General features: G+C 68.2%; 25 protein-coding genes and 2 tRNA genes. 22 read left to right on the top strand and 5 right to left on the bottom strand.

Going from position 1 to position 23,638, the window contains the following annotated elements; all coding sequences use genetic code 11:
• Positions 1–7: 7 nt before the first annotated feature.
• Genes AC1RAD_RS20560 through AC1RAD_RS20485 form a run of 16 tightly spaced genes read left to right on the top strand, consistent with a single transcriptional unit; the run spans position 8 to position 17,235 of the window.
• Positions 8–820: a cyclase family protein gene (locus AC1RAD_RS20560; protein ID WP_095950538.1), complete on the top strand. Its 813-nt coding sequence runs from the start codon at positions 8–10 to the stop codon at positions 818–820.
• A complete protein-coding gene (locus tag AC1RAD_RS20555; protein WP_492736880.1) occupies positions 817–1,551 on the top strand; it encodes an SDR family oxidoreductase in 735 nt (244 codons plus the stop codon). The genes AC1RAD_RS20560 and AC1RAD_RS20555 overlap by 4 nt, the downstream gene beginning before the upstream one ends.
• Positions 1,552–1,607: 56 nt before the next feature.
• Positions 1,608–2,774 (top strand): ABC transporter substrate-binding protein, encoded by a 1,167-nt coding sequence (locus tag AC1RAD_RS20550; protein ID WP_062474998.1) that lies wholly within the window; start codon positions 1,608–1,610, stop codon positions 2,772–2,774.
• Positions 2,775–2,811: 37 nt separating this feature from the next.
• Positions 2,812–5,268: a penicillin acylase family protein gene (locus AC1RAD_RS20545; protein WP_492736878.1), complete on the top strand. Its 2,457-nt coding sequence runs from the start codon at positions 2,812–2,814 to the stop codon at positions 5,266–5,268.
• 42 nt (positions 5,269–5,310) lie between these two features.
• Positions 5,311–6,453: an ABC transporter substrate-binding protein gene (locus AC1RAD_RS20540; protein WP_492736877.1), complete on the top strand. Its 1,143-nt coding sequence runs from the start codon at positions 5,311–5,313 to the stop codon at positions 6,451–6,453.
• 26 nt (positions 6,454–6,479) lie between these two features.
• Positions 6,480–7,799: an aromatic ring-hydroxylating dioxygenase subunit alpha gene (locus tag AC1RAD_RS20535; protein WP_492736875.1), complete on the top strand. Its 1,320-nt coding sequence runs from the start codon at positions 6,480–6,482 to the stop codon at positions 7,797–7,799.
• Entirely contained in the window at positions 7,796–8,260 is a 465-nt protein-coding gene (locus AC1RAD_RS20530; RefSeq protein ID WP_492736873.1) for an aromatic-ring-hydroxylating dioxygenase subunit beta, read from the top strand. Before AC1RAD_RS20535 ends, AC1RAD_RS20530 begins: the two co-directional genes overlap by 4 nt.
• A 39-nt stretch (positions 8,261–8,299) precedes the next feature.
• Complete coding sequence (locus AC1RAD_RS20525; RefSeq protein WP_492736871.1) at positions 8,300–9,463, top strand: ABC transporter substrate-binding protein; 1,164 nt, start codon at positions 8,300–8,302, stop codon at positions 9,461–9,463.
• A 55-nt stretch (positions 9,464–9,518) separates the two neighbouring features.
• Positions 9,519–10,574, top strand: a complete 1,056-nt coding sequence (locus AC1RAD_RS20520; protein ID WP_070062349.1) for a branched-chain amino acid ABC transporter permease — start codon at positions 9,519–9,521, stop codon at positions 10,572–10,574.
• Positions 10,571–12,358 carry a branched-chain amino acid ABC transporter ATP-binding protein/permease gene (locus AC1RAD_RS20515; RefSeq protein ID WP_492736869.1) on the top strand — a complete coding sequence of 596 codons (1,788 nt, stop codon included), beginning with the start codon at positions 10,571–10,573 and terminating at the stop codon, positions 12,356–12,358. The genes AC1RAD_RS20520 and AC1RAD_RS20515 overlap by 4 nt, the downstream gene beginning before the upstream one ends.
• Positions 12,355–13,086 (top strand): ABC transporter ATP-binding protein, encoded by a 732-nt coding sequence (locus tag AC1RAD_RS20510; RefSeq protein WP_056571787.1) that lies wholly within the window; start codon positions 12,355–12,357, stop codon positions 13,084–13,086. The genes AC1RAD_RS20515 and AC1RAD_RS20510 overlap by 4 nt, the downstream gene beginning before the upstream one ends.
• On the top strand, positions 13,076–14,665 hold the full coding sequence (locus AC1RAD_RS20505; protein WP_492736867.1) for an ATP-dependent acyl-CoA ligase: 1,590 nt from the start codon (positions 13,076–13,078) through the stop codon (positions 14,663–14,665). Before AC1RAD_RS20510 ends, AC1RAD_RS20505 begins: the two co-directional genes overlap by 11 nt.
• The gene (locus tag AC1RAD_RS20500; RefSeq protein ID WP_492736865.1) at positions 14,662–15,411 is read left to right on the top strand and encodes an SDR family NAD(P)-dependent oxidoreductase; all 750 of its coding nucleotides are present in this window, start codon (positions 14,662–14,664) and stop codon (positions 15,409–15,411) included. Before AC1RAD_RS20505 ends, AC1RAD_RS20500 begins: the two co-directional genes overlap by 4 nt.
• Before the next feature lie 53 nt (positions 15,412–15,464).
• Positions 15,465–16,241 (top strand): SDR family NAD(P)-dependent oxidoreductase, encoded by a 777-nt coding sequence (locus AC1RAD_RS20495; protein ID WP_139702005.1) that lies wholly within the window; start codon positions 15,465–15,467, stop codon positions 16,239–16,241.
• Positions 16,238–16,771: a MarR family winged helix-turn-helix transcriptional regulator gene (locus tag AC1RAD_RS20490; RefSeq protein WP_062473285.1), complete on the top strand. Its 534-nt coding sequence runs from the start codon at positions 16,238–16,240 to the stop codon at positions 16,769–16,771. Before AC1RAD_RS20495 ends, AC1RAD_RS20490 begins: the two co-directional genes overlap by 4 nt.
• Positions 16,768–17,235, top strand: a complete 468-nt coding sequence (locus AC1RAD_RS20485) for an acyl-CoA thioesterase (RefSeq protein WP_492736863.1) — start codon at positions 16,768–16,770, stop codon at positions 17,233–17,235. Before AC1RAD_RS20490 ends, AC1RAD_RS20485 begins: the two co-directional genes overlap by 4 nt.
• Before the next feature lie 14 nt (positions 17,236–17,249).
• Here the strand turns inward: AC1RAD_RS20485 and AC1RAD_RS20480 are convergent, their stop codons facing one another.
• Both AC1RAD_RS20480 and AC1RAD_RS20475 read right to left on the bottom strand, forming a co-directional pair.
• Positions 17,250–17,666, bottom strand: a complete 417-nt coding sequence (locus AC1RAD_RS20480) for a hypothetical protein (RefSeq protein ID WP_492736861.1) — start codon at positions 17,664–17,666, stop codon at positions 17,250–17,252.
• A gap of 3 nt (positions 17,667–17,669) precedes the next feature.
• On the bottom strand, positions 17,670–18,173 hold the full coding sequence (locus tag AC1RAD_RS20475; protein ID WP_492736859.1) for a hypothetical protein: 504 nt from the start codon (positions 18,171–18,173) through the stop codon (positions 17,670–17,672).
• Between the two features lie 111 nt (positions 18,174–18,284).
• On the opposite strand from AC1RAD_RS20475, the gene AC1RAD_RS20470 reads away from it, so the two are divergent.
• The 4 genes from AC1RAD_RS20470 (at position 18,285) to AC1RAD_RS20455 (ending at position 19,435) form a co-directional block, all read left to right on the top strand.
• Positions 18,285–18,361: transfer RNA gene (locus tag AC1RAD_RS20470), tRNA-Pro, on the top strand.
• Positions 18,362–18,501: 140 nt separating this feature from the next.
• Complete coding sequence (locus AC1RAD_RS20465) at positions 18,502–18,714, top strand: short-chain dehydrogenase (RefSeq protein WP_487848917.1); 213 nt, start codon at positions 18,502–18,504, stop codon at positions 18,712–18,714.
• 40 nt (positions 18,715–18,754) lie between these two features.
• A tRNA-His gene (locus AC1RAD_RS20460) sits at positions 18,755–18,828 on the top strand.
• Positions 18,829–18,871: 43 nt separating this feature from the next.
• Entirely contained in the window at positions 18,872–19,435 is a 564-nt protein-coding gene (locus AC1RAD_RS20455) for an HNH endonuclease (RefSeq protein ID WP_492736857.1), read from the top strand.
• A gap of 134 nt (positions 19,436–19,569) precedes the next feature.
• On the opposite strand, the gene AC1RAD_RS20450 is transcribed toward AC1RAD_RS20455, so the two are convergent.
• The gene (locus tag AC1RAD_RS20450) at positions 19,570–19,746 is read right to left on the bottom strand and encodes a hypothetical protein (RefSeq protein ID WP_157627325.1); all 177 of its coding nucleotides are present in this window, start codon (positions 19,744–19,746) and stop codon (positions 19,570–19,572) included.
• A 109-nt stretch (positions 19,747–19,855) separates the two neighbouring features.
• On the opposite strand from AC1RAD_RS20450, the gene AC1RAD_RS20445 reads away from it, so the two are divergent.
• Positions 19,856–20,269, top strand: coding sequence for a hypothetical protein (locus AC1RAD_RS20445; protein ID WP_492736855.1), 414 nt, complete (start codon positions 19,856–19,858; stop codon positions 20,267–20,269).
• A gap of 260 nt (positions 20,270–20,529) precedes the next feature.
• Positions 20,530–20,868 carry a hypothetical protein gene (locus tag AC1RAD_RS20440; RefSeq protein WP_492736853.1) on the top strand — a complete coding sequence of 113 codons (339 nt, stop codon included), beginning with the start codon at positions 20,530–20,532 and terminating at the stop codon, positions 20,866–20,868.
• Here AC1RAD_RS20440 and AC1RAD_RS20435 read toward each other — a convergent pair.
• Positions 20,856–21,626 carry an HNH endonuclease gene (locus tag AC1RAD_RS20435; protein ID WP_492736851.1) on the bottom strand — a complete coding sequence of 257 codons (771 nt, stop codon included), beginning with the start codon at positions 21,624–21,626 and terminating at the stop codon, positions 20,856–20,858. The genes AC1RAD_RS20440 and AC1RAD_RS20435 overlap by 13 nt on opposite strands.
• Positions 21,623–23,632: a hypothetical protein gene (locus AC1RAD_RS20430; RefSeq protein ID WP_492736849.1), complete on the bottom strand. Its 2,010-nt coding sequence runs from the start codon at positions 23,630–23,632 to the stop codon at positions 21,623–21,625. Before AC1RAD_RS20430 ends, AC1RAD_RS20435 begins: the two co-directional genes overlap by 4 nt.
• Positions 23,633–23,638: the final 6 nt, after the last annotated feature.

Below are 23,638 nucleotides of genomic sequence, written 5' to 3'. Positions count from 1 at the left end.
CACACGAATGACCACGACAACCGAACTGATGTCCGCCGCCGAAGTCCTCGGCAGCCTCGTGACCGCCATGGCCAGCGGCCGCATCCGCGTGATCGACCTCACGCAGACGCTCACGCCCGAGTTTCCGCAGATCGCGCTGCCGCCCGAGATGGGCCAGTGCTGGCCCTTCCGCATCGAGGAAGTGTCGAAGTACGACGAGCGCGGCCCGGGCTGGTACTGGAACAACTTCTCCTGCGGCGAGCACACCGGCACGCACTTCGACGCGCCGATCCACTGGATCTCGGGCCGCGACCTGCCGAACAACTCGGTCGACACCATCCCCGTGCAGCACTTCGTGGCGCCGGCCTGCGTGATCGACTGCTCGCCGCAGGTGAAGGACGACCCCGACTACCTGCTGACGCTCGAAGACATCGAGGCCTACGAAGCCGCGCACGGCCGCATTCCCAAGGGCGCGTGGGTGCTCATGCGCACCGACTGGTCCAAGCGCACCGACCCCGAGGCCTACCAGAACTTCGACGAGACCGGCCAGCACACGCCGGGCCCGAGCACCGAGGCCGTGCGCTTCCTGGTCGAGCAGCGCGACGTGCTGGGCTTTGGCTCCGAAGCCATCGGCACCGACGCCGGGCAGGGCTACCACCTGCGTCCGCCGTACCCCTGCCACTACTACATGCACGGCGCGGGCCGCTACGGCCTGCAGTGCCTGAGCAACCTCGACCTGCTGCCAGCGTCGGGCGCGGTGCTGATCTGCCCGCCGCTGAAGATCGAGAAGGGCAGCGGCAGCCCGCTGCGCGTGCTGGCCCTGGTGGGAGCCACGGCATGAGCGCCGCCGTCCCCAAGGTCGCGGCCGTCACCGGCGGCAGCGCCGGCATCGGCAAGGCCATCTGCGAAGACCTGCTCGCGCAAGGCTACGAGGTGATCTCGCTTGCACGTCGCAAGGCCGAAATCGACCACCCCAAGATGCACAGCCTCGAGGTCGACCTGGCCGACCGCGCCGCCACCGGCCAGGCCGTGCGCGAACTGGTCGAGCGCTTCGCACCGACCACCATCGTCCACAACGCCGGCGTCATCCGCGCCGCGCTGTTGCCCGACGTGAAGCTCGACGACCTCGATGCGCTGGTCGACCTGCACCTGGGCTGCGCCATCCAGCTCGTGCAGGGCGCACTGCCCGCGATGCGTGCGCAGCGCTTCGGCCGCGTGGTGCTGCTGTCGTCGCGCGCCGCGCTGGGCCTGGCCACGCGCACCAGCTACTCGGCCACCAAGGCCGGCATGCTGGGCATGGCGCGCACCTGGGCGCTGGAGCTCGCGGCCGACGGCATCACGGTGAACGTGGTGGCGCCGGGCCCGATTCGCACCGACATGTTCTACGACGTGGTCGAGGCCGGCAGCGAGAAGGAGCGCGCGCTCGCGGCCTCGGTGCCCGTCAAGCGCCTGGGCGAATCGGCCGACGTGGCACGCGCCGTGCGTTTCTTCGCCGCGCCCGAGAACAGCTTCGTCACCGGCCAGGTGCTTTATGTCTGCGGCGGCACCAGCGTCGGCAGCCTGGCCCTCTAGTTTCATTTCAGCGTCCGTTTCGTTCCGTTCAAAAACATCACCTCTGGAGCATCGCCATGAAAGTCCTGAACCGAATTCGCACCCTCGCGGCCGTCGCCGCGGGCCTCGGCGCGCTGAGCGCCGCCAGCGCGTGGGCCGCCGATCTCAAGGTCGGCTTCATCACCTCGCTGTCGGGGCCGGTGTCGTCGCTGGGCATTCCGTACGAAAAGGGCATGAAGGCCGCGCTCGCCTACAAGGCCGACCTGGGCGGCCGCAAGATCCAGCTGGTGCAGCTCGACGATGCGTCCGACCCCACCACGGCCGCGCGCAACGCACGCAAGATGATCGACGAGGACAAGGTCGACGTCATCATCGGCACGGCCGGTTCGCCCGGCGCGCTGGCCATTGCCGGCGTGGCGCGCGAAACCAAGACGCCGCTGATCTCCATCGCCAACGCCAACCTGCCGGGCGAGGAGGGCGCGTGGATGGTCACGCTGCCGCAGCCCGCACCGCTCATGGTGAGCGCGGTGGTCGAGCGCATGAAGAAGTCGGGCGTGAAGACGGTGGGCTACATCGGCTTCTCCGACGCCTGGGGCGACCTGGTGTACGGCGCGCTGCAAAAGAGCGCCGAGCCCGCCGGCATCAAGATCGTGTCGAACGAGCGCTATGCGCGCGGCGACGCCTCGGTGACCGGGCAGGTGCTCAAGATCGTGGCGCTGCGCCCCGACGCGGTGATCACCGGCACCTCGGGCACGCCGGGTGCGCTGCCGTACCTCGCGCTTTCGGAGCGTGGCTATAAGGGCCAGATCTACGGCATGCACGCGCTCATCAACCCCGACTTCGTGCGCGTGGGCGGTGCGTCGGTCGAAGGCCTGCTGGCCCCCACCGGCCCGGTGATCGTGGCCGAGCAGCTGCCGAACGACAACCCGATCCGCAAGGTGTCGATGGACTTCCGCGCGGCCTACCAGAAGGCCAACGGCGCCCCGCCGACCGACGCCTTCTCGGCCTACACCTTCGATGCATGGCTGGTGTACCTGGACGCCGCCCAGCGCGCGCTCGCCACCAAGGCCGAGCCCGGCACGCCGCAGTTCCGCCTGGCGCTGCGCGACGCCATCGTGAGCACCAAGGAGCTGGTGGGCACGCACAGCGTCTACAACTTCAAGCCGACCGAGCGCTACGGCTCGGACGACCGTTCGCGCGTTGTCGTGAAGCTCGAGAAGGGCCAGTGGAAGCTGGTGCCCTGAACGCCCTCGCGTCGATCCGATGAACGCCGCCCACCCCATGCACCCGCTGCTTCGTTCCCTGCGCCGCCGGCGCGCGACCGGCACCGTGCTGTTCGCCGCCGCGCTGCTGGCCGGCTGCGCCGCGACCGCCCCCGGCGGCAGAGGAGAAGTCACCATCAAGCGCGACCGCTACGGCGTGCCGCACGTCTACGCCAGCGACACGCGCGGCCTGTTCCACGGCTTCGGCTATGCCGTCGCCGAAGACCGGCTCTACCAGCTGGAGATGGCGCGGCGCTCGGGCAACGGCAGCGTGGCCGAGGTGCTGGGGGCCGAGTTCGTCGCGACCGACAAGGCCACGCGCTCCAACATCGATCCGGTGTCGATCCGCCGCCAGATCGATGCGCTGAGCGCGGACGACCGCGCCATGTTCGAAGGCTACGCCGCGGGCGTCAACGCGCGCATCCGCGACGTGCTGGCCGACCGCGCGAAGTTGATGCCGCGCGAGTTCATCGACAACGGCTTCGAGCCGGCACCGTGGACCGCCGACGACGTGACCATGGTCTGGATCGGCCTCATCCTCAACCGCTTCTTCGCGGGCACCGCCGAGGTCGCCAACCTCTCGCTGCTCAACCAGCTCAAGGCCGCGCGCGGCGACGTGGCCGGCCTGCAGCTGTACGAGCAGCTGCGCTGGCTCGAAGACCCGACCGCGCCGACCATCGTGCCGCGCGGCAACGCGAACCGGCTGGCGAGCGCCGAGCCCGGCGACGCCGCGCTCGCGCCGGTTTCCGCGCAGGCCGCCGCCGACTTTCGCGCCACGCAGGTCGCCCGCATGGGCCTGGCCGCCACCGAAGGCATGCCCACCGCCAGCAACGCCTGGGTGCTCGGCCCCTCGCGCACCAAGGAAGGCGTGGCCGTTCTGTACAACGGCCCGCAGCAGGGCTTCAACAACCCGTCGTTCGTGCACGGCATCGGCCTGCACGGCGCGGGCTACGACCTCACGGGCCTCACGCCCATCGGCCTGTTGCCGGTGCTGTTCGGCACCAACGGCACCATCGCCTGGGGCTCGACGGTGGGCTCGCTCGACACCAACGACATCTACCAGGAAGAACTGAACCCGACCAACCGCCACGAATACAAGTACGACGGCGCCTACCGCCCGATGACCCGGCGCACCGACGTCATCCGCGTGAAGGGCGCCGCGCCGCAGAGCGTGGACATCTACGCCACGGTGCACGGCTTCGTGCAGAGCTGGGACGTGGACAACGCCCGCGCCTACACCGCGCGCAGCACCTGGCAGGGCCGCGAGGTCGAGACCATGCTGGGCTGGGCGCGTGCCGCGCGGGCGCGCGACTGGTCGGGCTTTCTCGCGCAGGGCGAGCGCGTGGCCGCGTCCATCACCTGGTTCTATGCCGACGTGGCGGGCAACATCGGCGCCGTGGGCCTGGGCCGCATGCCGCGCCGCCCGGCCACGCAGGACATCCGCTTTCCCGCGCGCGGCGACGGCAGCATGGAGTGGCAGGGCAGCCTGCCGTTCAGCGCCAACCCGCGCGCCTACAACCCCGCGCAGGGCTACCTCGCGAGCTGGAACAACCAGATCGCCGAAGGCCTGCGCGCGGACGGCGCGAACTTCTCGCACGTCGACCGCGTGGCCGAAATCCATGCGCAGCTGCAGGGCACGGCCAAGCTGGGCGCCGACGAGGTCTGGCGCGTGAGCCAGGGCGCGGCACTGGCCGACCTGAACGCACGCTACTTCGTGCCGCTCATCGTCGACGCGGCCAAGGGCCTGCCGGCCGGCGACCCCGCGCGCCGCGCGGCCGACCTGCTCGCGAACTGGGACCTGAAGAACCGCGTCGCCCCGGGCGGCGAGGTGTACGACAACCGCGCCACCACCGTGCTGCGCGCCTGGCTGGGTGCGATGTCGCGGCGCCTGCTGGCCGACGACCTGCCGCCGGCCGTGTTCGCGACCTACGCCAACCTCGGCTACCCCACGCTCACGCCGCGCGGTTCGCCGGGCAGCGCACAGCCCGCGGCCGTGGCCAAGCTGCTGTGGAACGCGCTGAGCGGCCCGGCCTCGGGCGTGCCGCAGCGGCACGACTTCTTCAACGGGCAGGACCCGCGCACGATGATGCGCGCCGCGCTGACCGATGCGGTGGGCGAGCTGCGCACCCGCCTCGGGCCCGACATGGCCGCGTGGACCACGCCCGTGGTGCGGCACCGCTTCTCGCGCATCAACGCCATCGGCGTGCCGTGGGCCGGCGCGGGCGACGAGCCCGAGGTCAGCCCCTACATGAACCGCGGCACGCTCAACTACCGCGTCGTGCTGCGCCCGGGCGCGCTCGACATGTGCTCGGTCGCTGCGCCGGGGCAGAGCGGCTTCGTGAGCCCGGCCGGCGTGCGCGACCGCCACTACGCCGACCAGTTGGCGCTGTTCGAGCGCTTCGAATGCAAGCCGGAGCGGCTCACGCCCGCGCAGGTCGATGCCGACCTCGAATCGCGCCGCACCTTGCGCTACTGACCGTCCCTCGTCCCCATTCCAACCCCCGAAGAGGAAGCTCCCATGAAGAAAATCTCCCGCCTTGGCCTCGCGCTGCTGGCCGCCTTCACCGCCGTCGGTGCGGCGGCGGCAGACCTCAAGATCGGCTTCATCAGCTCGCTCTCGGGGCCGGTCGCGGCGCTGGGCGTGCCCTACGAGAAGGGCATCCGCGCGGCCATCGCCGAGCGGCCCGAGATCGGCGGGCGCAAGGTGCAGCTCATCGTGCTCGACGACGCGTCCGACCCGACCACCGCCGGGCGCAACGCGCGCAAGCTGGTGACGGAAGACAAGGTCGACGTGCTCATCGGCACCTCGGGCGTGCCGGGCGCGATGGCCATCGCCTCGGTGGCGCGCGAGCTCAACACGCCGCTCATCTCGCCCACGCCCGTGACCATCCCGGGCGCGGACGGCGCGTGGACCGTCACCGTGTCGCAGCCGTTCCCGCTCATGGTGGCGGGCGTGGTCGAGCGCATGCAGAAGTCGGGCGTGAAGACGGTCGCCTTCATCGGTTTCTCGGACGCGTTGGGCGACCTGGCCTACGACTCGCTCATGAAGAGCGCCGCCACCGCGGGCATCAAGGTGGTGGCCAACGAGCGCTATGCACGCAGCGACTCGTCGGTGGCCGGGCAGATCCTGAAGATCGTCGCGGCGCGGCCCGACGCGGTGTTCGCGGGCAACTCCGGCACGCCGGGCGCGCTGCCCTACCTGGCACTGGCCGAGCGCGGCTACAAGGGCAAGATCTACGGCACGCACGGCCTCATCAACGCCGACTTCGTGCGCGTGGGCGGCACGGCCATCGACGGCCTGCAGGTGCCCAGCGGCCCGGTGCTGGTGGCCGACCAGCTGCCCGAGAGCAACCCCATCAAGAAGGTCGCGATGGGCTTTCGCGCTGCGTACCAGAAGGCGAACGGCGCGGTGCCCACCGATGCGTTCTCGTCGTACACCTACGACGCCTACCTGCTGCTGGCCGACGCGGCCTCGCGCACCAAGGGCGAGCCCGGCACGCCGCAGTACCGCACGGCGCTGCGCGATGCCATCGTGGGCACCAAGGAGCTGGTGGGCACGCACGGCATCTACACCTTCAAGCCCGACGACCGCTACGGCTCGGACCAGCGCGGCGTCGTGATCGTGCAGATGAACAAGGGCCAGTGGAAGCTCGTTCCCTGACCTTGGTCTAACCGAAGCCCACCGCCATGACCGCCTACCGCAACCGCCCCGATCTCGTCGCGGCGCTGGTCCGCGACGACCGGGTGCACCGCGACCTGTACCTCAGCGACGAATTGTTCGCGCTGGAGCAGGAGCGCCTGTTCGCCCGCACCTGGGTCTTCCTGGGCCATGCCAGCCAGGTGCCGGCGGCGGGCGACTTCGTCACGCAGGAGATCGCGGGCCGCCCGCTGCTCATGGTGCGCCAGCCCGACGGCGCGGTGCACGTCATGTACAACCGCTGCGCCCACAAGGGCACGCAGCTGGTGACGGACGAGAGCGGCAACACCGGCCGCTTCTTTCGCTGCCCGTACCACGCGTGGACCTACAAGCTCGACGGCGCGCCGCTGGGCCTGCCGCTGAAGAACGGCTACGAGGGCACGCAGCTCAAGGCCTGCGAGTCGGGGCAGGGGCTGTCGGTGGTGAAGCACGTGAAGGTGTACCGCGACTTCGTGTTCGTGCGCCTCGCGGACACGGGCCCGTCGTTCGAGGACTACTTCGGCGAGGTGCTCGGCGCGCTGGACAACATGGTCGACCGCTCGCCCGAGGGCAAGCTCACCGTGGGCGGCGGCGTGCTGCGCAACATCGTCCATTGCAACTGGAAGATGTACCTGGAGAACATCAACGACACGGTGCACCCGATGTCGACGCACGAGTCGGCCACCAAGGCCGCCGAGGCGCTGTGGGAAGGGCATGCGCCCACCGACCCCAAGCCGATGGCGATGGAGCAGATCCTGCCCTTCGGCTCGGGCTACGAGTTCTTCGACCAGATGGGCGGGCGCGTGTTCGCCAACGGCCACAGCGTGCTGGGCGTGAACTTCAGCATCCATTCCAACTACGCGCAGCTGCCCGAGTACGAGGCCGCGATGCAGGCCGCGCACGGCGTGGAGCGCGCCGCCGACATCCTGCAGCGCTCGCCGCAGAACTCGGTGCTGTACCCGAGCCTGTCGGTCAAGGGCTCGCCGCAGGCCATCCGCGTGATCCGCCCGCTGGCGGCCAACCGCACGCTCGTCGAGGCCTGGAGCTTCCGCGCGGCCGGCGCGCCCGCGCTCCTGTTCGAGCGCGCCATGAGCTACAACCGGCTCGTGTTCTCGCCCATGTCGGTGGTGGCGCACGACGACGTGCACCTGTTCGAGAGCATCCAGAAGGGCCTGCGCGCCGGCGGCAACGAATGGATCAGCCTGCACCGCAACCACGACCCGGCCGAGACGCAGCAGGCCACGGTGACCACCAACGGCACCAACGAGCTGCTCATGCGCAACCAGTTCCGCGCCTGGGCCCGCGCCATGACGCCGGAGGTGGCGGCATGAACGACCCGCGCGACTTCATCGCCCACGAGGCGGCCCTGCTCGACGCGCGCCGCTTCGACGACTGGCTGGCCCTGTTCGCCGACGACGGCCACTACTGGGTGCCGCTGCTCGGCGCGGCGCAGGCCGATCCGTTCTCGCACAACTCGCTGGCGTATGAAGACCGGCTGCTGCTGCAGCTGCGCGTGGAGCGCCTGAAGAACCCGCGCGCGCATTCGCAGCACCCGGCCAGCCACAGCCAGCATGTGCTGCAGCCTTCGCACATCGAGGAAGAGGGCGCCGACGACGTGCGCCTGCGCACGCCCTTTCTCTACATCGAGGCGCGCGGCGACGACCAGATTCTGCTGAGCGGCACCGCCCGCCACCACCTCATTCGCACCCCCACGGGCTGGTCCATCCGCGAGAAGCGCATCGACCTGCTCAATGCCACGCGCGCCTTGCCCGCGATCCAGTTGTTCATCTGAGTTTCTGTTCCTTCCATCCTTCCTCACTGGAGCTACGACATGAAGAACCTGATGCAGACCTTGACGCGCGGTGCCCTCGCCGCGGCGCTGACCGCCTGTGGTGTGGCGAGCGCACTGGCGGCCGACCTCAAGGTCGGACTCAGCGTGTCGCTGTCGGGGCCCAACTCCTCGCTGGGCGTGCCGTACGCCAAGGGCATGCAGGCCGCGCTGGCCTACAAGGGCGAGGTCAACGGCCGCAAGATCCAGCTCGTGGTGCTCGACGACGGCTCCGACCCGACCACGGCCGGGCGCAACGCGCGCAAGCTCATCGAGGACGAAAAGGTCGACGTGCTCATGGGTACCTCGGGCGTGCCGTCGGCCATCGCGATGGCGCAGGTGGGCAAGGAGGCCAAGACGCCGATGATCGGCCTCACGCCCATCCTGCTCGACCCCAACGAGAACCCGTGGGTCATGACGGTGGCGCAGCCCACGCAGCTCATGATCGACTCGGTGGTCGAGCGCATGAAGCGCAACAACGTCAAGACCGTGGGCTACATCGGCTTTTCCGACGCTTGGGGCGACCTGGTGTACGAAGCCCTCATGAAGGCCGCGCCGGGCGCCGGCATCAAGGTGGTGAGCAACGAGCGCTACGCGCGCGCCGACGCCTCGGTGACCGGCCAGGTGCTGAAGATCGTGGCGCTGCGCCCCGACGCGGTGATGACCGGCGGCGCCGGCACGCCGGGCGCGCTGCCGTTCCTGGCGCTGCAGGAGCGCGGCTTCAAGGGCGGCGTGTACGGCCAGCACGGCCTCATCAACCCCGACTTCGTGCGCGTGGTCGGCGCGGCCGGCCAGAACGCGCTCATGCCCACGGGCCCGGTGATCGTGGCCGAGCAGCTGCCGGCCGACTACCCGACCAAGAAGATCGCGACCGACTTCCGCGCCGTGTTCCAGAAGGTCAACAACGCACCCACCAGCGACGCCTTCTCGGCCTACTCGTTCGACGGCTGGCTGGTGTTCGCCGACGCCGCCTCGCGCGCCATGAAGAAGGCCGAGCCGGGCACGCCCGAGTTCCGCGTGGCGCTGCGCGACGCCATCTTCAGCACCAAGGAAGTGGTCGGCACGCACGGCGTCTACACCTTCAAGCCCGGCAGCCTGTACGGCGTGGACGAGCGCGCCCGCGTGATCGTCAAGCTCGACAACGGCCAATGGAAGCTCGCCCCTTGAATCTCCCGTTTTTCTTCACGACAACGACAACGATGACTCCGACAGAGGTTTTTCTATGAACTGGGACGTGGCATTGATCCTCGTCACCGACGGCCTGGCCAACGGTGCCGTCTATCTGCTGGCCGGGCTCGGGCTGGTGCTGATCTTCTCGGTCACGCGGGTGGTGTTCGTGCCGTTCGGCGACATCGCGGCCTTTGCCGCGCTGTCGCTGGCGGCCTTCGAAACCGGCCGCGTGCCGCCGACCATCGGCATGGTCGCGGTGCTGGCCGCGCTGGCGCTGGCCACCGAAATCGGCAGCCTGCTGCGGCGCGGCGAGGCCGCGCGCATCCCGAAGGCGGTGCTCATGTGGGGCGTGCTGCCCGCCATTCCGTGCGTGCTCGCCTGGCTGGCGGCGCGGCCCGGCGTGCCGGTGGCCGTGCACATCGCGGTGGCCGTGCTGCTGGTGGTGCCCATCGCGCCGCTGCTGGCGCGCGTGGTGTTCCAGCCGATCGCCGATGCCTCGGTGCTGGTGCTGCTGATCGTGTCGCTCGCGCTGCACTTTCTGCTGTCGGGCCTGGGCCTGCTGTTCTTCGGACCTGAGGGCTCGCGCACCACGCCGCTCACGAGCGCGGTGTTCACGCTGGGCGACGGCTTCACGGTCAGCGGCCAGGTGGTGCTGATGGTGGGGGCGGCCGTGGTGCTGAGCGGGCTGTTCTTCCTGGTGTTCGAGCGCACGGTGGCCGGCAAGGCGCTGCGCGCCACGGCCGTGAACCGCGTGGGCGCGCGGCTGGTCGGCATCCGGCCGGTGCGCACGGCGCTGCTGGCCTACGGCTGCGCCTCGCTGCTGGCGGGGCTCATCGGCGTGCTGATCGCGCCGGTGACCACCATGTACTACGACTCGGGTTTCATCATCGGCCTGAAGGCCTTCGTGGCCGCGATCATCGGCGGGCTCGTGAGCTACCCGATGACGGCCATCGGCGCGCTGGCGGTCGGCGTGGTCGAGAGCTTCGCGTCGTTCTGGAGCGGCGCGCTGAAAGACGTGATCGTGTTCAGCCTGCTGATCCCGGTGCTCATGCTGCGCTCCTTCATGGCGGCCCATTCGGAAGAGGAAGAAGACGAGGTGGACCAATGAACGGCAACACCAAACGCATGGCGTGGATCGCGGCGGTGATCGTCGTGCTGGCCCTGGTGCCGGCCGTGGCGGGCAGCTTCACGGTCTCGCTGCTGAACGACATCGGCATCGGCGCGCTGGTGGCGCTGGGCCTCGTGCTGCTCACCGGCGTGGGCGGCGCCACCTCGTTCGGCCAGGCGGCCTTCGTGGGCATCGCGGCCTACGCCACGGCGTGGCTCACCACCACGCAGGGCCTGTCGCCGTGGCTGGGGCTCCTGTTCGCGCTGCTGCTCACGGGGCTGTCGGCGCTGGCCATCGGCATGCTCACGCTGCGCCTGGGCGGGCACTTTTTGCCGCTGAGCACCATCGCCTGGGGGCTGTCGATCGCGATGCTGTTCGGCAACGTCGATGCGCTCGGGCGCCACACGGGCCTGTCGAACATCCCGGCGCTGCAGATCGGCGGCTGGTCGTTGGCCGATCCGCGCGCGATGTACTACCTGATCTGGGTCGTGGTCGGGCTGGCCTGCCTGTTCAGCCACAACCTGCTGCAGTCGCGCCCCGGCCGCGCGATTCGCGGGCTGCGCGGCGGCGCCACGCTGCTGGCCAGCGTGGGGGCGGATGCGTACCGCGTGCGGCTGTCGCTGTTCGTCACGGCGGCGCTGTTCGCGGGGCTGGCGGGCTGGCTCTATGCGCACATGAACCGCTTCGTGAGCCCGTCGCCCTTCGACGTGCGCGCCAGCATCGAGTACCTGCTGATGGCCGTGGCCGGCGGGCTCGGGCAGCTGGCGGGTGCACTGGTGGGCGCGGCGCTGGTGCTGGTGTTGAAGAACGGCCTACAGGACGTGCTGCCGATGCTCACGCAGCGCGCGGGCCAGCTGGAGGCCGTGGCCTTCGCGGCGCTGTTCATCCTACTGCTGCACTTTGCGCGCGGCGGCGTGATGGGCCTGCTGCGGCGCTGGACGCGCCGGCGTGCCGCGCCGCAGGGCGCCTCGCGCTACACCGGTGCGCCGGTCGAGCCGCTGCCGCACCGGCAGCTGCCGGCACGCGGCACGCAGGTGCTGTCGGTCAACGGCGCCGTGAAGCGCTTCGGCGGGCTGGTGGCGGTGAACGACGTGAGCTTCGACGTCAAGGCGGGCGAGATCATCGGCCTCATCGGGCCCAACGGCGCGGGCAAGTCGACCATGTTCAACCTGCTGACCTGCACGCTGCCGATGAGCGCGGGCCAGGTGCGCTTTCTCGAGCACGACATCGCCGGCATGCCGCAGCGCGCGGTGGCGCGGCTCGGGCTGGCGCGCACCTTCCAGCACGTGAAGCTGCGCCCGCACATGAGCCTGCTGGACAACGTGGCGCTGGGCGCGCACTCGCGCACGCGCTCGGGCATCCTGAAGGCGGGCCTGCGGCTCGATCGCACAGAAGAAAGCCAGATCCTGCAGGAGGCGCAGCGCCAGCTCGACCGCATCGGCCTGGGCGACCGCGCGCACGAGCTCGCGGGCAGCCTGCCGCTGGGCACGCAGCGCATTTTGGAAATCGCACGCGCGCTGGCCGCCGACCCCGTGCTGCTGGTGCTCGACGAGCCCGCGGCCGGCCTGCGCCGCAAGGAAAAGATGGCCTTGGGCGACCTGCTGCGCAAGCTGCGCGAGGAGGGCGTGACCATCCTGATCGTCGAACACGACATGGACTTCGTGATGAAACTGGTGGACCGTTTGGTGGTGATGAACTTCGGCTCCAAGCTCGTGGAGGGCGTGCCGTCGGCGGTCCGCGCGGACGAGCGTGTGCAGGCGGCTTACCTGGGGAGCGTTGTATGACCGCGATGCTGGAGATCGGGGACCTGCATGTGTCGTACGGGCAAGTGGAGGCGGTGCGCGGCGTGTCACTCGACGTGCAGCGGGGCCAGATCATCTCGGTGATCGGCCCCAACGGTGCGGGCAAGACCACGCTGCTGGCCGCGGCCATGGGCCTGCTGCCGTGCAAAGGAACGCTGCGCTTCGAAGGCGAAGACCTGCAGGGGCTCGATGTGGAGTCGCGCGTGGAGCGCGGCCTGTGCCTCGTGCCCGAGCGGCGCGAACTGTTCGGCGAACTCACCGTGCTCGACAACCTGCAGCTCGGCGCCTACGCCAAGCGGCTGCGGGGCGATGCGATGAAGAAGCAGCTGCAGTCGGTGTACGACCGCTTTCCGCGCCTGGCCGAGCGCCGCGCCCAACGCGCCGACACGCTCTCGGGCGGCGAGCGGCAGATGCTGGCCGTGGGCCGCGCGCTCATGTCGGCGCCGCGCCTCTTGATGCTCGACGAGCCCAGCCTGGGCCTGGCGCCGCTGATCGTGCGCGACATCCTCACCATCGTGCGCAAGCTGCGCGACGACGGCGTGTCGATCCTGCTGGTGGAGCAGAACGCACGCGCCGCGCTCGAAAGCTCGGACGAAGGCTACGTGCTGGAAACGGGCGAGATCGCGCTCTCGGGCGCGTCGGCCGAACTGGCCAGCGACCCGCGCGTGCAGGCCACCTACCTCGGCGGAGGCACGCACGATGACGAGTGACCCGCGCGCGGTGCCGCCGGCGCAACGCACGCTGCCCGCCATGCTGCAGCGGCAGGCGGCGCTGTTCGGCGCCCGCCCGCTGCTGCGCATCGCAGGCCGGCAATGGACGCATGCCGACGCGGCCGATGCGGCGGCCACGCGCGCCGGTGCGCTCGCGCAGCATGGCGTGGCGCGCGGCGACCGCATCGCCGTCATGTGTGGCAACCGCATCGAGTTCCTCGACACTTTTCTCGGCGCGGGCTGGCTCGGCGCCTCGGTCGTGCCGGTCAACACCGCGTCGATGGGGCCGCAGATCGAATACTTCCTCGCGAACAGCGAGGCGAAGCTGCTGGTGATCGAGGCGGGCTTTCTCGATCGGCTGGCCACGGCCGACCTGGCCCGCACGGAGCTGCGCGAGGTGTGGGTGGTCGGCGAGGCCGAAGCGCCGTGGACGCCGCCCGCCGGCGTGCGCGCGTCGGCCTACCCGCCGGGTGCGCAGGCCTTGCCGCCCGCCACGGTGCAGCCGGGCGACCCGCTCGCCATCCTCTACACCTCGGGCACCACGGGCCCGGCCAAGGGCGTCATCTGCCCGCAGGCGCAATACTTCTGGTGGGGCGTGAACAGCGCCGAGGTGCTCGGCGTCGGCCGCGACGACGTGCTGTGCACCACGCTGCCGCTGTTTCACATCAATGCGCTCAACACCTTCGCGCAGGCCGCGCTCACCGGGGCCGAGGTGGTGTTCGAGTCGCGCTTCTCCGCCTCGGGCTTCTGGCCGGCGATGCGCGCCAACGGCGCGACCGTGGTCTACCTGCTCGGCGCGATGGTGCCGATCCTGCTGGCGCAGCCCGAAGGCGAGGGCGAGCGAAATCACCGCGTGCGCACCGGCCTCGGGCCCGGCGTGCCCGCGGCGGCGGGTCAGGCCTTCCAGGCGCGCACGGGCGTGGCGCTGCTCGAAGGCTACGGCTCGACCGAAACCAACTTCGCGATCGCCACCGCGCCTGATTCGCCGCGCGGCGGCGTCATGGGCTGGCTGCGCCCCGGCTTCCAGGCCTGCGTGGCCGACGAAGACGACGTGCCGCTGCCGCCCGGCGAGGCCGGCGAGCTGCTGCTGCGCGCGGACGAGCCCTATGCCTTTGCCAGCGGCTACTTCCACATGCCCGAGAAGACCGTCGAGGCCTGGCGCAACCTGTGGTTCCACACGGGCGACCGCGTGGTGCGCGATGCCGACGGCGCGTTCCGCTTTGTGGACCGCATCAAGGACGCGATCCGCCGGCGCGGCGAGAACATCTCGTCCTTCGAGGTCGAGCAGGTGCTGCTGAGCCACCCCGGCGTGGCCTCGTGCGCGGTGTACCCCGTGCGCTCCGAGCTGGCCGAAGACGAGGTGATGGCCGCGCTGGTGGCGCGCGAGGGCGTGGCCATCGACCCGGCCGAGCTGGCGCGCTTCTGCGAAGGCCGGCTGCCGTACTTCGCCGTGCCGCGCTACATCGACCTCTTGCCCGACCTGCCGCGCACCGAGAACGGCAAGGTGCAGAAGTTCAAGCTGCGCGAGCGCGGCGTGGGGCCGCAGACCTGGGACGGTCGGCCCGCCAAAGCCGGATGACGCACGCCACCGCGCTTCCACTGGCAGGGCGCGTGGCCTTCGTGACCGGCGCAGGGCAGGGGCTGGGCGCGGCCATCGCGCGAGGGCTGGCGCAGGCCGGTGCGCGCGTGGCGCTGGCCGACATCGACGAAGCCAACGCCCAGGCCGTTGCCGCCGAGGTGAATGGCCTCGCGCTGCCGCTCGACGTGCGCGACGAGCAGGCCTTCGGCGACCGCTTCGCGCAGGCCGTGGCGCACTTCGGCGCGGTCGACATCCTGGTCAACAACGCGGCGCGCACGCCGACCACCTCGCTGTGGGACATCACGCCCGCCGAGTGGGACGACGTGCTCGCCATCAACCTGCGCGGCAGCTTCTTCGGCTGCCGCATCGCCGGAAGGCACATGCGGGAACGCGGCGCGGGCCGCATCGTCAACCTGGCCTCGCTGGCCGGGCAGCAGGTCAGCAGCGCCACCGGCGTGCACTACGCGGCCAGCAAGGCCGGCCTGCTGGCGCTGACGCGTGCCTTTGCGCAGGAGCTGGCGCCGCACGGCGTGACCGTGAATGCGCTGGCGCCCGCGGCCATCGACAGCCCCGCGCTCGCTGCGCTGCCACCCGAGCGGCAGCAGGTGCTGAAGGCCGGCATCCCGCTCGGCCGCTTCGGCCTGGCCGACGAGGTGGCCGCCGCCGTCGTCTACCTGGCCTCGCCGGCCGCGGCCTTCATGACCGGGGCGACGCTGGACCTCAACGGCGGCCGTTTCATGCGGTAGCACCCCGGCGGTGCGCAAATGGCTAAAATGATTCAGAACTAAACCATTCAGGTATGCACACAAATTCGCTCACTGGCCGTCATGCCCTCGTCACCGGCGCCGCTCGCGGCATCGGCGCAGAGATCGCCCGCACCCTCGCTGCCCAGGGGGCCGTGCTGACCTTGCTGGGCCGCGATGCGCAGGCCCTGCAGCGCGTGGCCGAGACCCTGGCGGGCAGCGGCCACGGCGTGGTGGCGGCCGACGTGGCCGACCCGGAGGCTGTTCAGTCGGCCTTCGCGCAGGCGCGGGCCGAACGCGGGGCGGTGACCGTGCTGGTCAACAACGCGGGCGCCGCCGAGAGCGCGCCGTTCCTGAAGACCTCGGTCGAGCTGTGGCAGCGCATGCTGTCGGTCAATCTCACCGGCAGCTTCCTGTGCGCGCAGGCCGCGCTGCCCGACATGCTCGACGCCGGCTGGGGCCGCATCGTCAACATCGCCAGCACGGCGGGCCAGAAGGGCTACGCCTACGTGTCGGCCTACACCGCGGCCAAGCACGGCGTGATCGGCCTCACGCGTGCGCTGGCGCTCGAAGTGGCGCGCAAGGGCATCACCGTGAACGCCGTGTGCCCGGGCTACACCGACACCGACATCCTGCGCAACAGCGTCGCCAACGTGGTCGGCAAGACCGGCCGCAGCGAAGCCGATGCGCTGGCCGAGTTCTCCAGCGTGAACCCGCAAAAGCGCATCGTGCAGCCGGCCGAAGTGGCCGACGCCGTGCGCTGGCTGTGCGGCGAAGGCGCCGCCTCGGTCACGGGCCAGTCGATCTCCGTTTCCGGAGGAGAAGTCACATGAGTCGCAACGATGCCTCCCACGCCGTGCTGAGCGACGCCGAAGAACTCGGCCACGAAGCCCGCGCCGGCCATGAAGACCACGCCATGCTCAAGCTGTGGCTGCGCATGCTCGCGAGCACCACGCAGATCGAGGCCGAGATCCGGCGCCGGCTGCGCGAGCGCTTCGGCATTTCGCTGGCGCGCTTCGACTACATGGCCCAGCTGTACCGCTACGAAGACGGCCTGAAGATGCGCGTGCTCTCGCGCTACCTGATGGTCACCGGCGGCAACGTCACCGGCCTGACCGACGAACTCGAGCGCGAAGGCATGGTGGCGCGCGCGCCCAGCCCCGACGACCGCCGCGCCTGGATCGTGAGCCTCACGCCCGAAGGCCGCAACGCCTTCGAAGCCATGGCCACCGAGCACGAGCAGTGGATCCTCGAGATGTTCTCGGGCCTGGACATGAAGACCGTCAAGCAGATGCACAACCAGCTCGGGTTGCTGCGCGTGCACGTGATGCGCGGCGACGGCGCGGTCGAGGACCGCGCATGAGCGGCGAGGGCGGTGGTGTGGAGTTCCAGCGCCCGCGCCTGATCCGATTTTCCGACTGCGACCCGGCGGGCATCGTCTTCTATCCGCAGTACTTCGTGATGCTCAACGGCCTGGTCGAAGACTGGGTGAGCGAGGGGCTCGGCGTGGGCTACCACGCACTGATCGGCGAGCGCCGCGTCGGCCTGCCGACCGTGAAGCTCGACGCCGACTTCCGCGCCGTGAGCCGCATGGGCGACCGCGTGATGCTCGGCCTCTCGGTGGCGCAGCTGGGCTCGCGCTCGATCACGCTGTTGTTGCGTTGCTTCGAGCCCACCTCGGGCGAGGTGCGCATGCAGGTGCGTCAGGTGCTGGTGACGACCTCGCTCGACACCCACCGCGCCATCGCCGTGCCGGACGACATGCGCGCGGCCATCCTGCGCGATGCGCCGGCGTTGGCTGCTGCCGAGCCCGCTGGCAAGGCCTGAAGGCCTGAGCAAGGCTAGGGCGCCGGCGCAGCGCCGTCGGCAGGCTCCAGCGCCTTCTTCTCCAGCGCGTGCTTCTTCAGCCAGCCGCTGAGTTCCCGCTTTCCCTTCGCATTGGCCTGTCGCCACGCGTCACGCGCGGCGGCCACGAAGCGCTCTTCCGCCGCATCGGGCGGTGCTTCTGAAGACGCAGTGTTGTCTTCGTCGAGCCAGCCGGCGGCCACGTCGCAATGCCGTTCGATCTGCCGTGCGAGCTTGTCGCCGATGGGCCGCGCACTCTTGATCTGGCTCCACATGCTCGGAGAGATTTCGAGCTTGCGCGCGAACGCCTGGTCGAGCCCCTTGGCGGGCAGGCCCGCCGCGACGGCGTCCTCGAGAAAGCGGCGATGCAGCACAAGCGCATTGCGGCGGCGCGCGACGGTGGTATGGGGCACTGTTCAAAAACAACAACAAGACAAGAAAAGATTGTCCCGGTTGTTGACGTCGCCGTAAACACTCTTTACAGTTGCCTCCAATTCACGGCACAAGCCGTCCCTTTTTTCCAACCCCTTACAGCCGACAGCGGCAATTTTTGACCAGGAACCATCGTGAACACCGCACTGACCCTCACCAGCCATCGACCCGCTTCGGGCCGACCGCTCGTGCGCGTCGGGTTCTGCCATGGTTTCGACATGCCGTCGCCCCTGTCGTTGTCTTCGCATCTGAACACCGCGTACGCCGCCAAAGCCGCAGCCCGTCTGCGCGTGGGTGGTCAGTTCGAGGCTCATCAGGTGCCCCCGGGTGGAGGTCGCGCGTAGGCGCGCATCTCTCAAGCTCTCTCGCAAAGAGGCCCGGACACCGCAAGGTTCCGGGCCTTTTTGTTTTTGCCGCTTTTCCATTTCGGGTGTGCCTTCACCCCACCGCCAGAAATTGCCGCGTCGACGGTCTGGCGGGATGTGCATGAGTTGATCACTCCTGTGCAGCGACGTTCGACGGGGCCGCGCCCAGCGCGCGGCCCGTCGCGTGAGGACACAACCGAAATGGAAGCGCGGCAGGCTTCTTTTGTTTTTCTTCCGTGTGTGGCGCAGCCTGGTAGCGCATCTGGTTTGGGACCAGAGGGTCGCAGGTTCAACTCCTGCCACACGGACCACACCCGAGCGGGACCGGGCCATGCCAACGCGTGGCCCGCCCGCGGAAACCGGCCGCAAAGATAGGGCGGCGCCGGAACCCGTCACCGGACATTTTTCAAGTCATTACTTTCTTTTTTCGTTACCCACCAAGGAGGCCCTCATGCGCAAGCGCAACACACCGATCCGGATGATCGCCGTGCACCCGGCGCCGCTGCCGCGCAGGCACATGGTGTGGTCGCTGGCCCAGCGCTTCGGCGTGGGGCTCGGGCCGCGCTACGTGGCCGATCGCGCATCGGCATTGCCGGGCGGCAGCGAGGCGTCGCTCGACAGCCTCGACCTCGACCAGCGCGTGCGCGCGTCGGGCGAGTGGTAGCAGCTCAGCACTGCTCGTTTTCTGTTTCTTCTTTTCAATGGTGCGTGTAGCTCAATGGCAGAGCCGCGGGTTGTGGTCCCGCTGACAACGGTTCGACTCCGTTCGTGCACCCCATCCGTTCAACACAAGCCATCGCCGCGAAGGGAGGCGATTCGTCATGCATTCACACGTCCTGCAACTCGATATTCAGGGCACGCCGCAAGCCTGGATCTCGCTGGAGCAGGCGGTGTTGCGCTACGCCACCGGCAACGTGGCCTGGGAAGACGGCGCTCTGCCGCTGGCCACGCTGCGCGGCGGCTTCAACGTGGCGCGCGGTGTGCAGTCGCGCATCGACGTGGCGCCCATCATCGCGCTGCGCGGTGCGTCGAAGATCAACCTCTTCGACGTCGTGCCCGGCGTGACCAAGGCCAAGCTGCTGCGCCGCGACCGCCACACCTGCGCCTACTGCGCACAGGTGTTCGCCGACCGCGACCTGCAGTGCGAACACGTCATGCCCGAGTCGCGCGGCGGCCCGTGGAGCTGGACCAACCTTGTCAGCGCCTGCGCCGTCTGCAACAACCGCAAGGCCGCGCGCACGCCCGAAGAAGCGGGCATGCCGCTGGTCTACCTGCCGTACGTGCCGAGCCGCTTCGAGAACTTCCTGCTCGAAGGCCGCAACATCCGCGCGGACGTGCACGAATGGCTGGCCAGGCGCCTGCCGCGCGGCTCGCGGCTGCAGTAGCGCCATGCGCACAAAGAGAAAAGCCCGCTGCCCGTTGGATCAACGGACAGCGGGCTTTGCCTTGTGCGGCTCGCGGTGAGCGAGTGAGTGAATCAGTGGAGGCGTGGGCGGCTTGCTTGTTTGCTTGCTTGTGTTCAGCGCCCCGCGCCGAAGAAGCTGTAAGCCACTGCTGTGGCTGCTGCGAGCCCGCCGAGCAAGATAAAGAGCACCTTCGTCGTACGGCGAGGGCCGCGCCGTGAACGGACCCAATGCTCCGGCCCGATCAGATCGATCGGAACCGTGGGTTTGCCTATGTCGGATGCCTTTTCCATGCCAAGAAATATAGCGCAGGCGCCAAGGCAAGAAGTTACAACGGCTTTTTGGCCCCATCGCACCGTGGCCGCTTGCCGACACCAGACAGAAACGTGTGAAATATTCCTCATGAACCAACAAATCATTCTCGAGAGCCTGGTCCGAGCCCTGGAGAGCTGGGTCCGCAACGCCTCCGCAGCCGAGCTGTGGCGCGTGCACCGCGAGGGCGGCCTGGGCGCATCGATCCGCACCGAAGGCGAGAGCGTCGTGCACGTGCGCATCGCGCTCGACGGCCCGCCCGATGCGCTGTCGGGCATCGGCAAGACCGACGGCCGCCTGCCCATGACCGAAGCGTTCAGAGGCGCCAACGGCGAAGCAGGGTGGGGCACCCCGCCACCGCAAGGCAGCGCCGAGCGTGAGCAGTGGTTTCTGTCGAGCGACGTGGCGCAAGAGCAGGCGCGGCAGTACCTGCTGGCGGAGGTGGTGGCGCGGCGGGATGCGTTGGTGCAGCGGGTGGAGGCGTGGGCCGCGGGGGCTGGTTAAGGCAGGCGAGCGGCTCGCAGCGCGATTGCCTTCGCGTGCGCGACTACAAGTCGACGCGAGTCCTCATTTGTTCACCGTGAGAGGCTTCCGCTGACGCGCTTCTCTCCCTACATTTGAACGACCGCCGCGCCTCACGGCGGGACATCGATGCACACCGCAGCGATGTCGATGTGAGGCACAAAAGGCGACGGCCGGGGTGCGCTAACACCCTGACCGTCTGACCAAGTGACGTGCAAAACCTCGGAAAGGACGCACACCAAATGGCTGATCAAATTATCGCCGGGCAAACCACGCCCGAATCCCACGACGCGAACCACCAGCCGGACGCGTCAGACATTCTTGAGAACAAGCTGACCCAACTGCAATCTCTGCTGAGTTGCTGCTATGGGGATGAGGGGGCGTGGTTTGATGCGATCGGGGCGTCGCATCGAGACAAAATCATGTGGATTGCGGCGGATCTCGCCGAAGACGCTGCCAAGCTATTCCAGAGGGTAGCGATGGTCAGGCACAACCAATCGCCAAGTAGCGACATCGGCTTCGCCAACTGCGTGCGACGAACATCGGAATGCGCCGAAAGCTCGCCACATCAAGACGCGTGAAGAAAGCGCGTTCGATGGAATGACAGATAGGCTTGATGGGCATCAGCCATCCAGCGCAGCCGCATGCCGGGGAGGATGCCCAGACGCTGCAATACCTCCTGAGTCAGTGAAGGCGATGCCATAAGCGTTCCTTCCTCATCGAAGGTGACTAGAAAACGGTCAAACACGGCGTCGAGATTGGCAACAAGCAAGAAGCCGTTAAACACATCAAGCCTTTCAGTATCCGATGTGCACTCGGACCATGGCTTGGCGTGGCTGGCTCGCAGAACCGCGGGCACTGTCACCCCTGTGACGGAGCAGGCTCCGCCCCAGTATTCGAGCATGGCGCTACGAAACTTGGCTTGTCCCACGCGCTGGCGAACGAGCCGTTCTACTTCCGTCCCACTAATGCCGGCCGGCAACTGGGCCAGCTCGGCCATCACGGCGGTTTGGTAATCCTGAGTCGCCTGGTTCGGCAGTGCTTGAGATAGATTGGCCGCCCGCCGTAACAGCAAGGCGAGTTCGGCTTCTGTGGCCGCTGCAAAGCCACTCACCCCTGCTGTGGAAGGTCCAAATGAGCGTTGCAGCTCCGAGAGCAAAGCAGGCGTAGTGGCCTGAAAGAGGACATCAAAGCTACCTACCGTGGACACCGACACCATGGCCCGAGTCCGATGACGAGCCGAGGCAACCGTCACCGCTTCGGCGTCGTGCGCAAGCACATGTTCGAAGCCATTGTCGTGACCGATCTTCTCGATCAGAGCGCGTTGGAGCGGACTCATGGGGAATCTGTCAAACCAATCGCTGCTTGTCGCTCGTCTGAAAACCGACGACCAAACAGTAATTCCTTGTCGGAGCTGGGATCCAGCGTCAGACACACAGCCCTGTTCTGCAGATTGACCGGCGGTGGCGTAGTGGTGGTCACGATGTACTGGAACGGTGGCTCGCGGCCTGCGTATTGCTCTCTTTGTAGGAGGTCGATCAACGAAAGGAAATTCTCGTACAGCCCTGTACTCATGTCTGCCTCCCTGGGGCAGTCGTGGATGAATAGACCGGGTAGTGCGCTTTCCGGCCTGGGGCTATCCAGCATGCAGGCGACGTCACCCAGCAGCACTTCCAGCACGCGATAGGCTTCGCCGCCGCGCAGGGACAAGCGAAAGGGCCGATTCTCGTCACGAGGGTCGAATGAGCCGAAAGCACCTTCGGGAAGTAGCTGGCGCGTCAGACCATCCGTGATGTGTGCCAGTGCCTTTTCCCGTTCAGACCGGTCTTGTTGCAGCACGGTGAACTGAGTACGCACACGATTCAGTTCCTGTTCGATTTGCGCGCTGTTCTTCAGAGAGGAATCGATGGCCGCCTGCGCCTGAGTGGAGCCTGCCGTGTGCTCCCAGCGATTGAGTTCATCCAGAAGGTCCGGCCACTTGTTCGCTTCGATTTCGGCAGTTCGTTTGGCGAGACGGGTTTTCTTCTGGGCGGCCTCCAACAATTCAGCTTGGCCTCTCATCAGGTTGATCTTCGCATCCAACTCGTTCTTGCGCGCGAGTGCTCTGCTGGCTCGACTGGCTGAGTCCGCCATTGCTTGTTGTAGGTTGCGTTTGTCGCGCGCATCGCGCAAGCTCGCAAGTTCCAGCTTGCTGATTTCCGCTTGGACATGCTGGCACTGCGAGAAGAGCACGTTGCCTTCCTCGCAGGGACCAGCCAGTTGCCTGAGTTTCAACAGCTGGGCTCCGATGGAGCGAAAGGCCTCCTCATCGCCGCGCCTGGCAGCGTCGGCGAGTTCGTATTCGGCCTTCACCTTGTCCTGCTCGTTGTGGAGAAGCTTCAAGCTCGCGCGCAAATCGGCAACGGCTTGATCGGCGTCTTCCTGTCTGGCGTCCCACTGCGCCAAGCGGGATGCGGCTTCCTCATTCGCCGCCTTGATGCGCTGCTCCACGGAGTCGTCAAAAAGATCATTTGCACGAACGGGCAAGTCCTCCGGGAGCTTGCCTTTTGCTCGCAGGCTCGACTCGATGCGACGCCGGATTAACACAGGCTCCTGAAGAAGCTCGTCTGTCTTCTTCTCCGCCTGCTCCAGATCGTGCTCCAGCGTTGCCAGCCGATTCATGAGATGCAACTCAGTCTGTTCCAGCAATCCCAATACGGCCCGCATGACGATCGGTGGATCTTGTCGGCTTCGCTGCAACTGTGCTCCTTCGCCATCTCTCCACGCGAAGAAGGACTTGAAGCGCGAACCCTGATCCCGGCTGATCCACGCTAGCACATGCTTCCATTCGATAACTTGGCCCGTCTCCGGAATGCTTCGCGGGGATACGCGGTCCATCATGTCGTCGGCGATTTTCTTCATAAACGCTCGATCGCCGTATTCCGGTGCACGGGTCCAAATGTCCGCGGTGTCATCACCCGCGCAGGCCACGCCTTCCTTGTGACCGTTGAAGTAGCGGCACAGCGTGAAAGGCTGGCCGTCCACGTGCAAGACGGCGACAACGCCCCCTTGCGCAAACTCGCCAAAAAGTTCGTCGCGCAGTTCTGTCACCGCTTTGGAAGGTTCGCCAAGGCAGAAACGCAGCAGCAGGCATAGGGAGGTCTTACCGACGCCGTGACCGGCGGCGCGTATCCCTTGTGCACTGCCTGCCGCAGGCTCTTTGGCCCACACCAGATTCAGGCCGCGATGAAAAGGGATGGTGCGGAAGATATGCGCTTCATCGGGCTCACTGAAAATGTCCAAGCGTTCGAACCAAAGACGCGGATGGCGTCTGTCGGTGGGCAAGTGCTGGGTCAGTTCGTCCATCGCGCT

It is taken from the genome of Variovorax sp. GW823-FHT04B03 (assembly GCF_058796495.1).
Note: the sequence above shows the minus strand (reverse complement) of the source record. Positions and strands in the feature narration are given on the sequence as shown.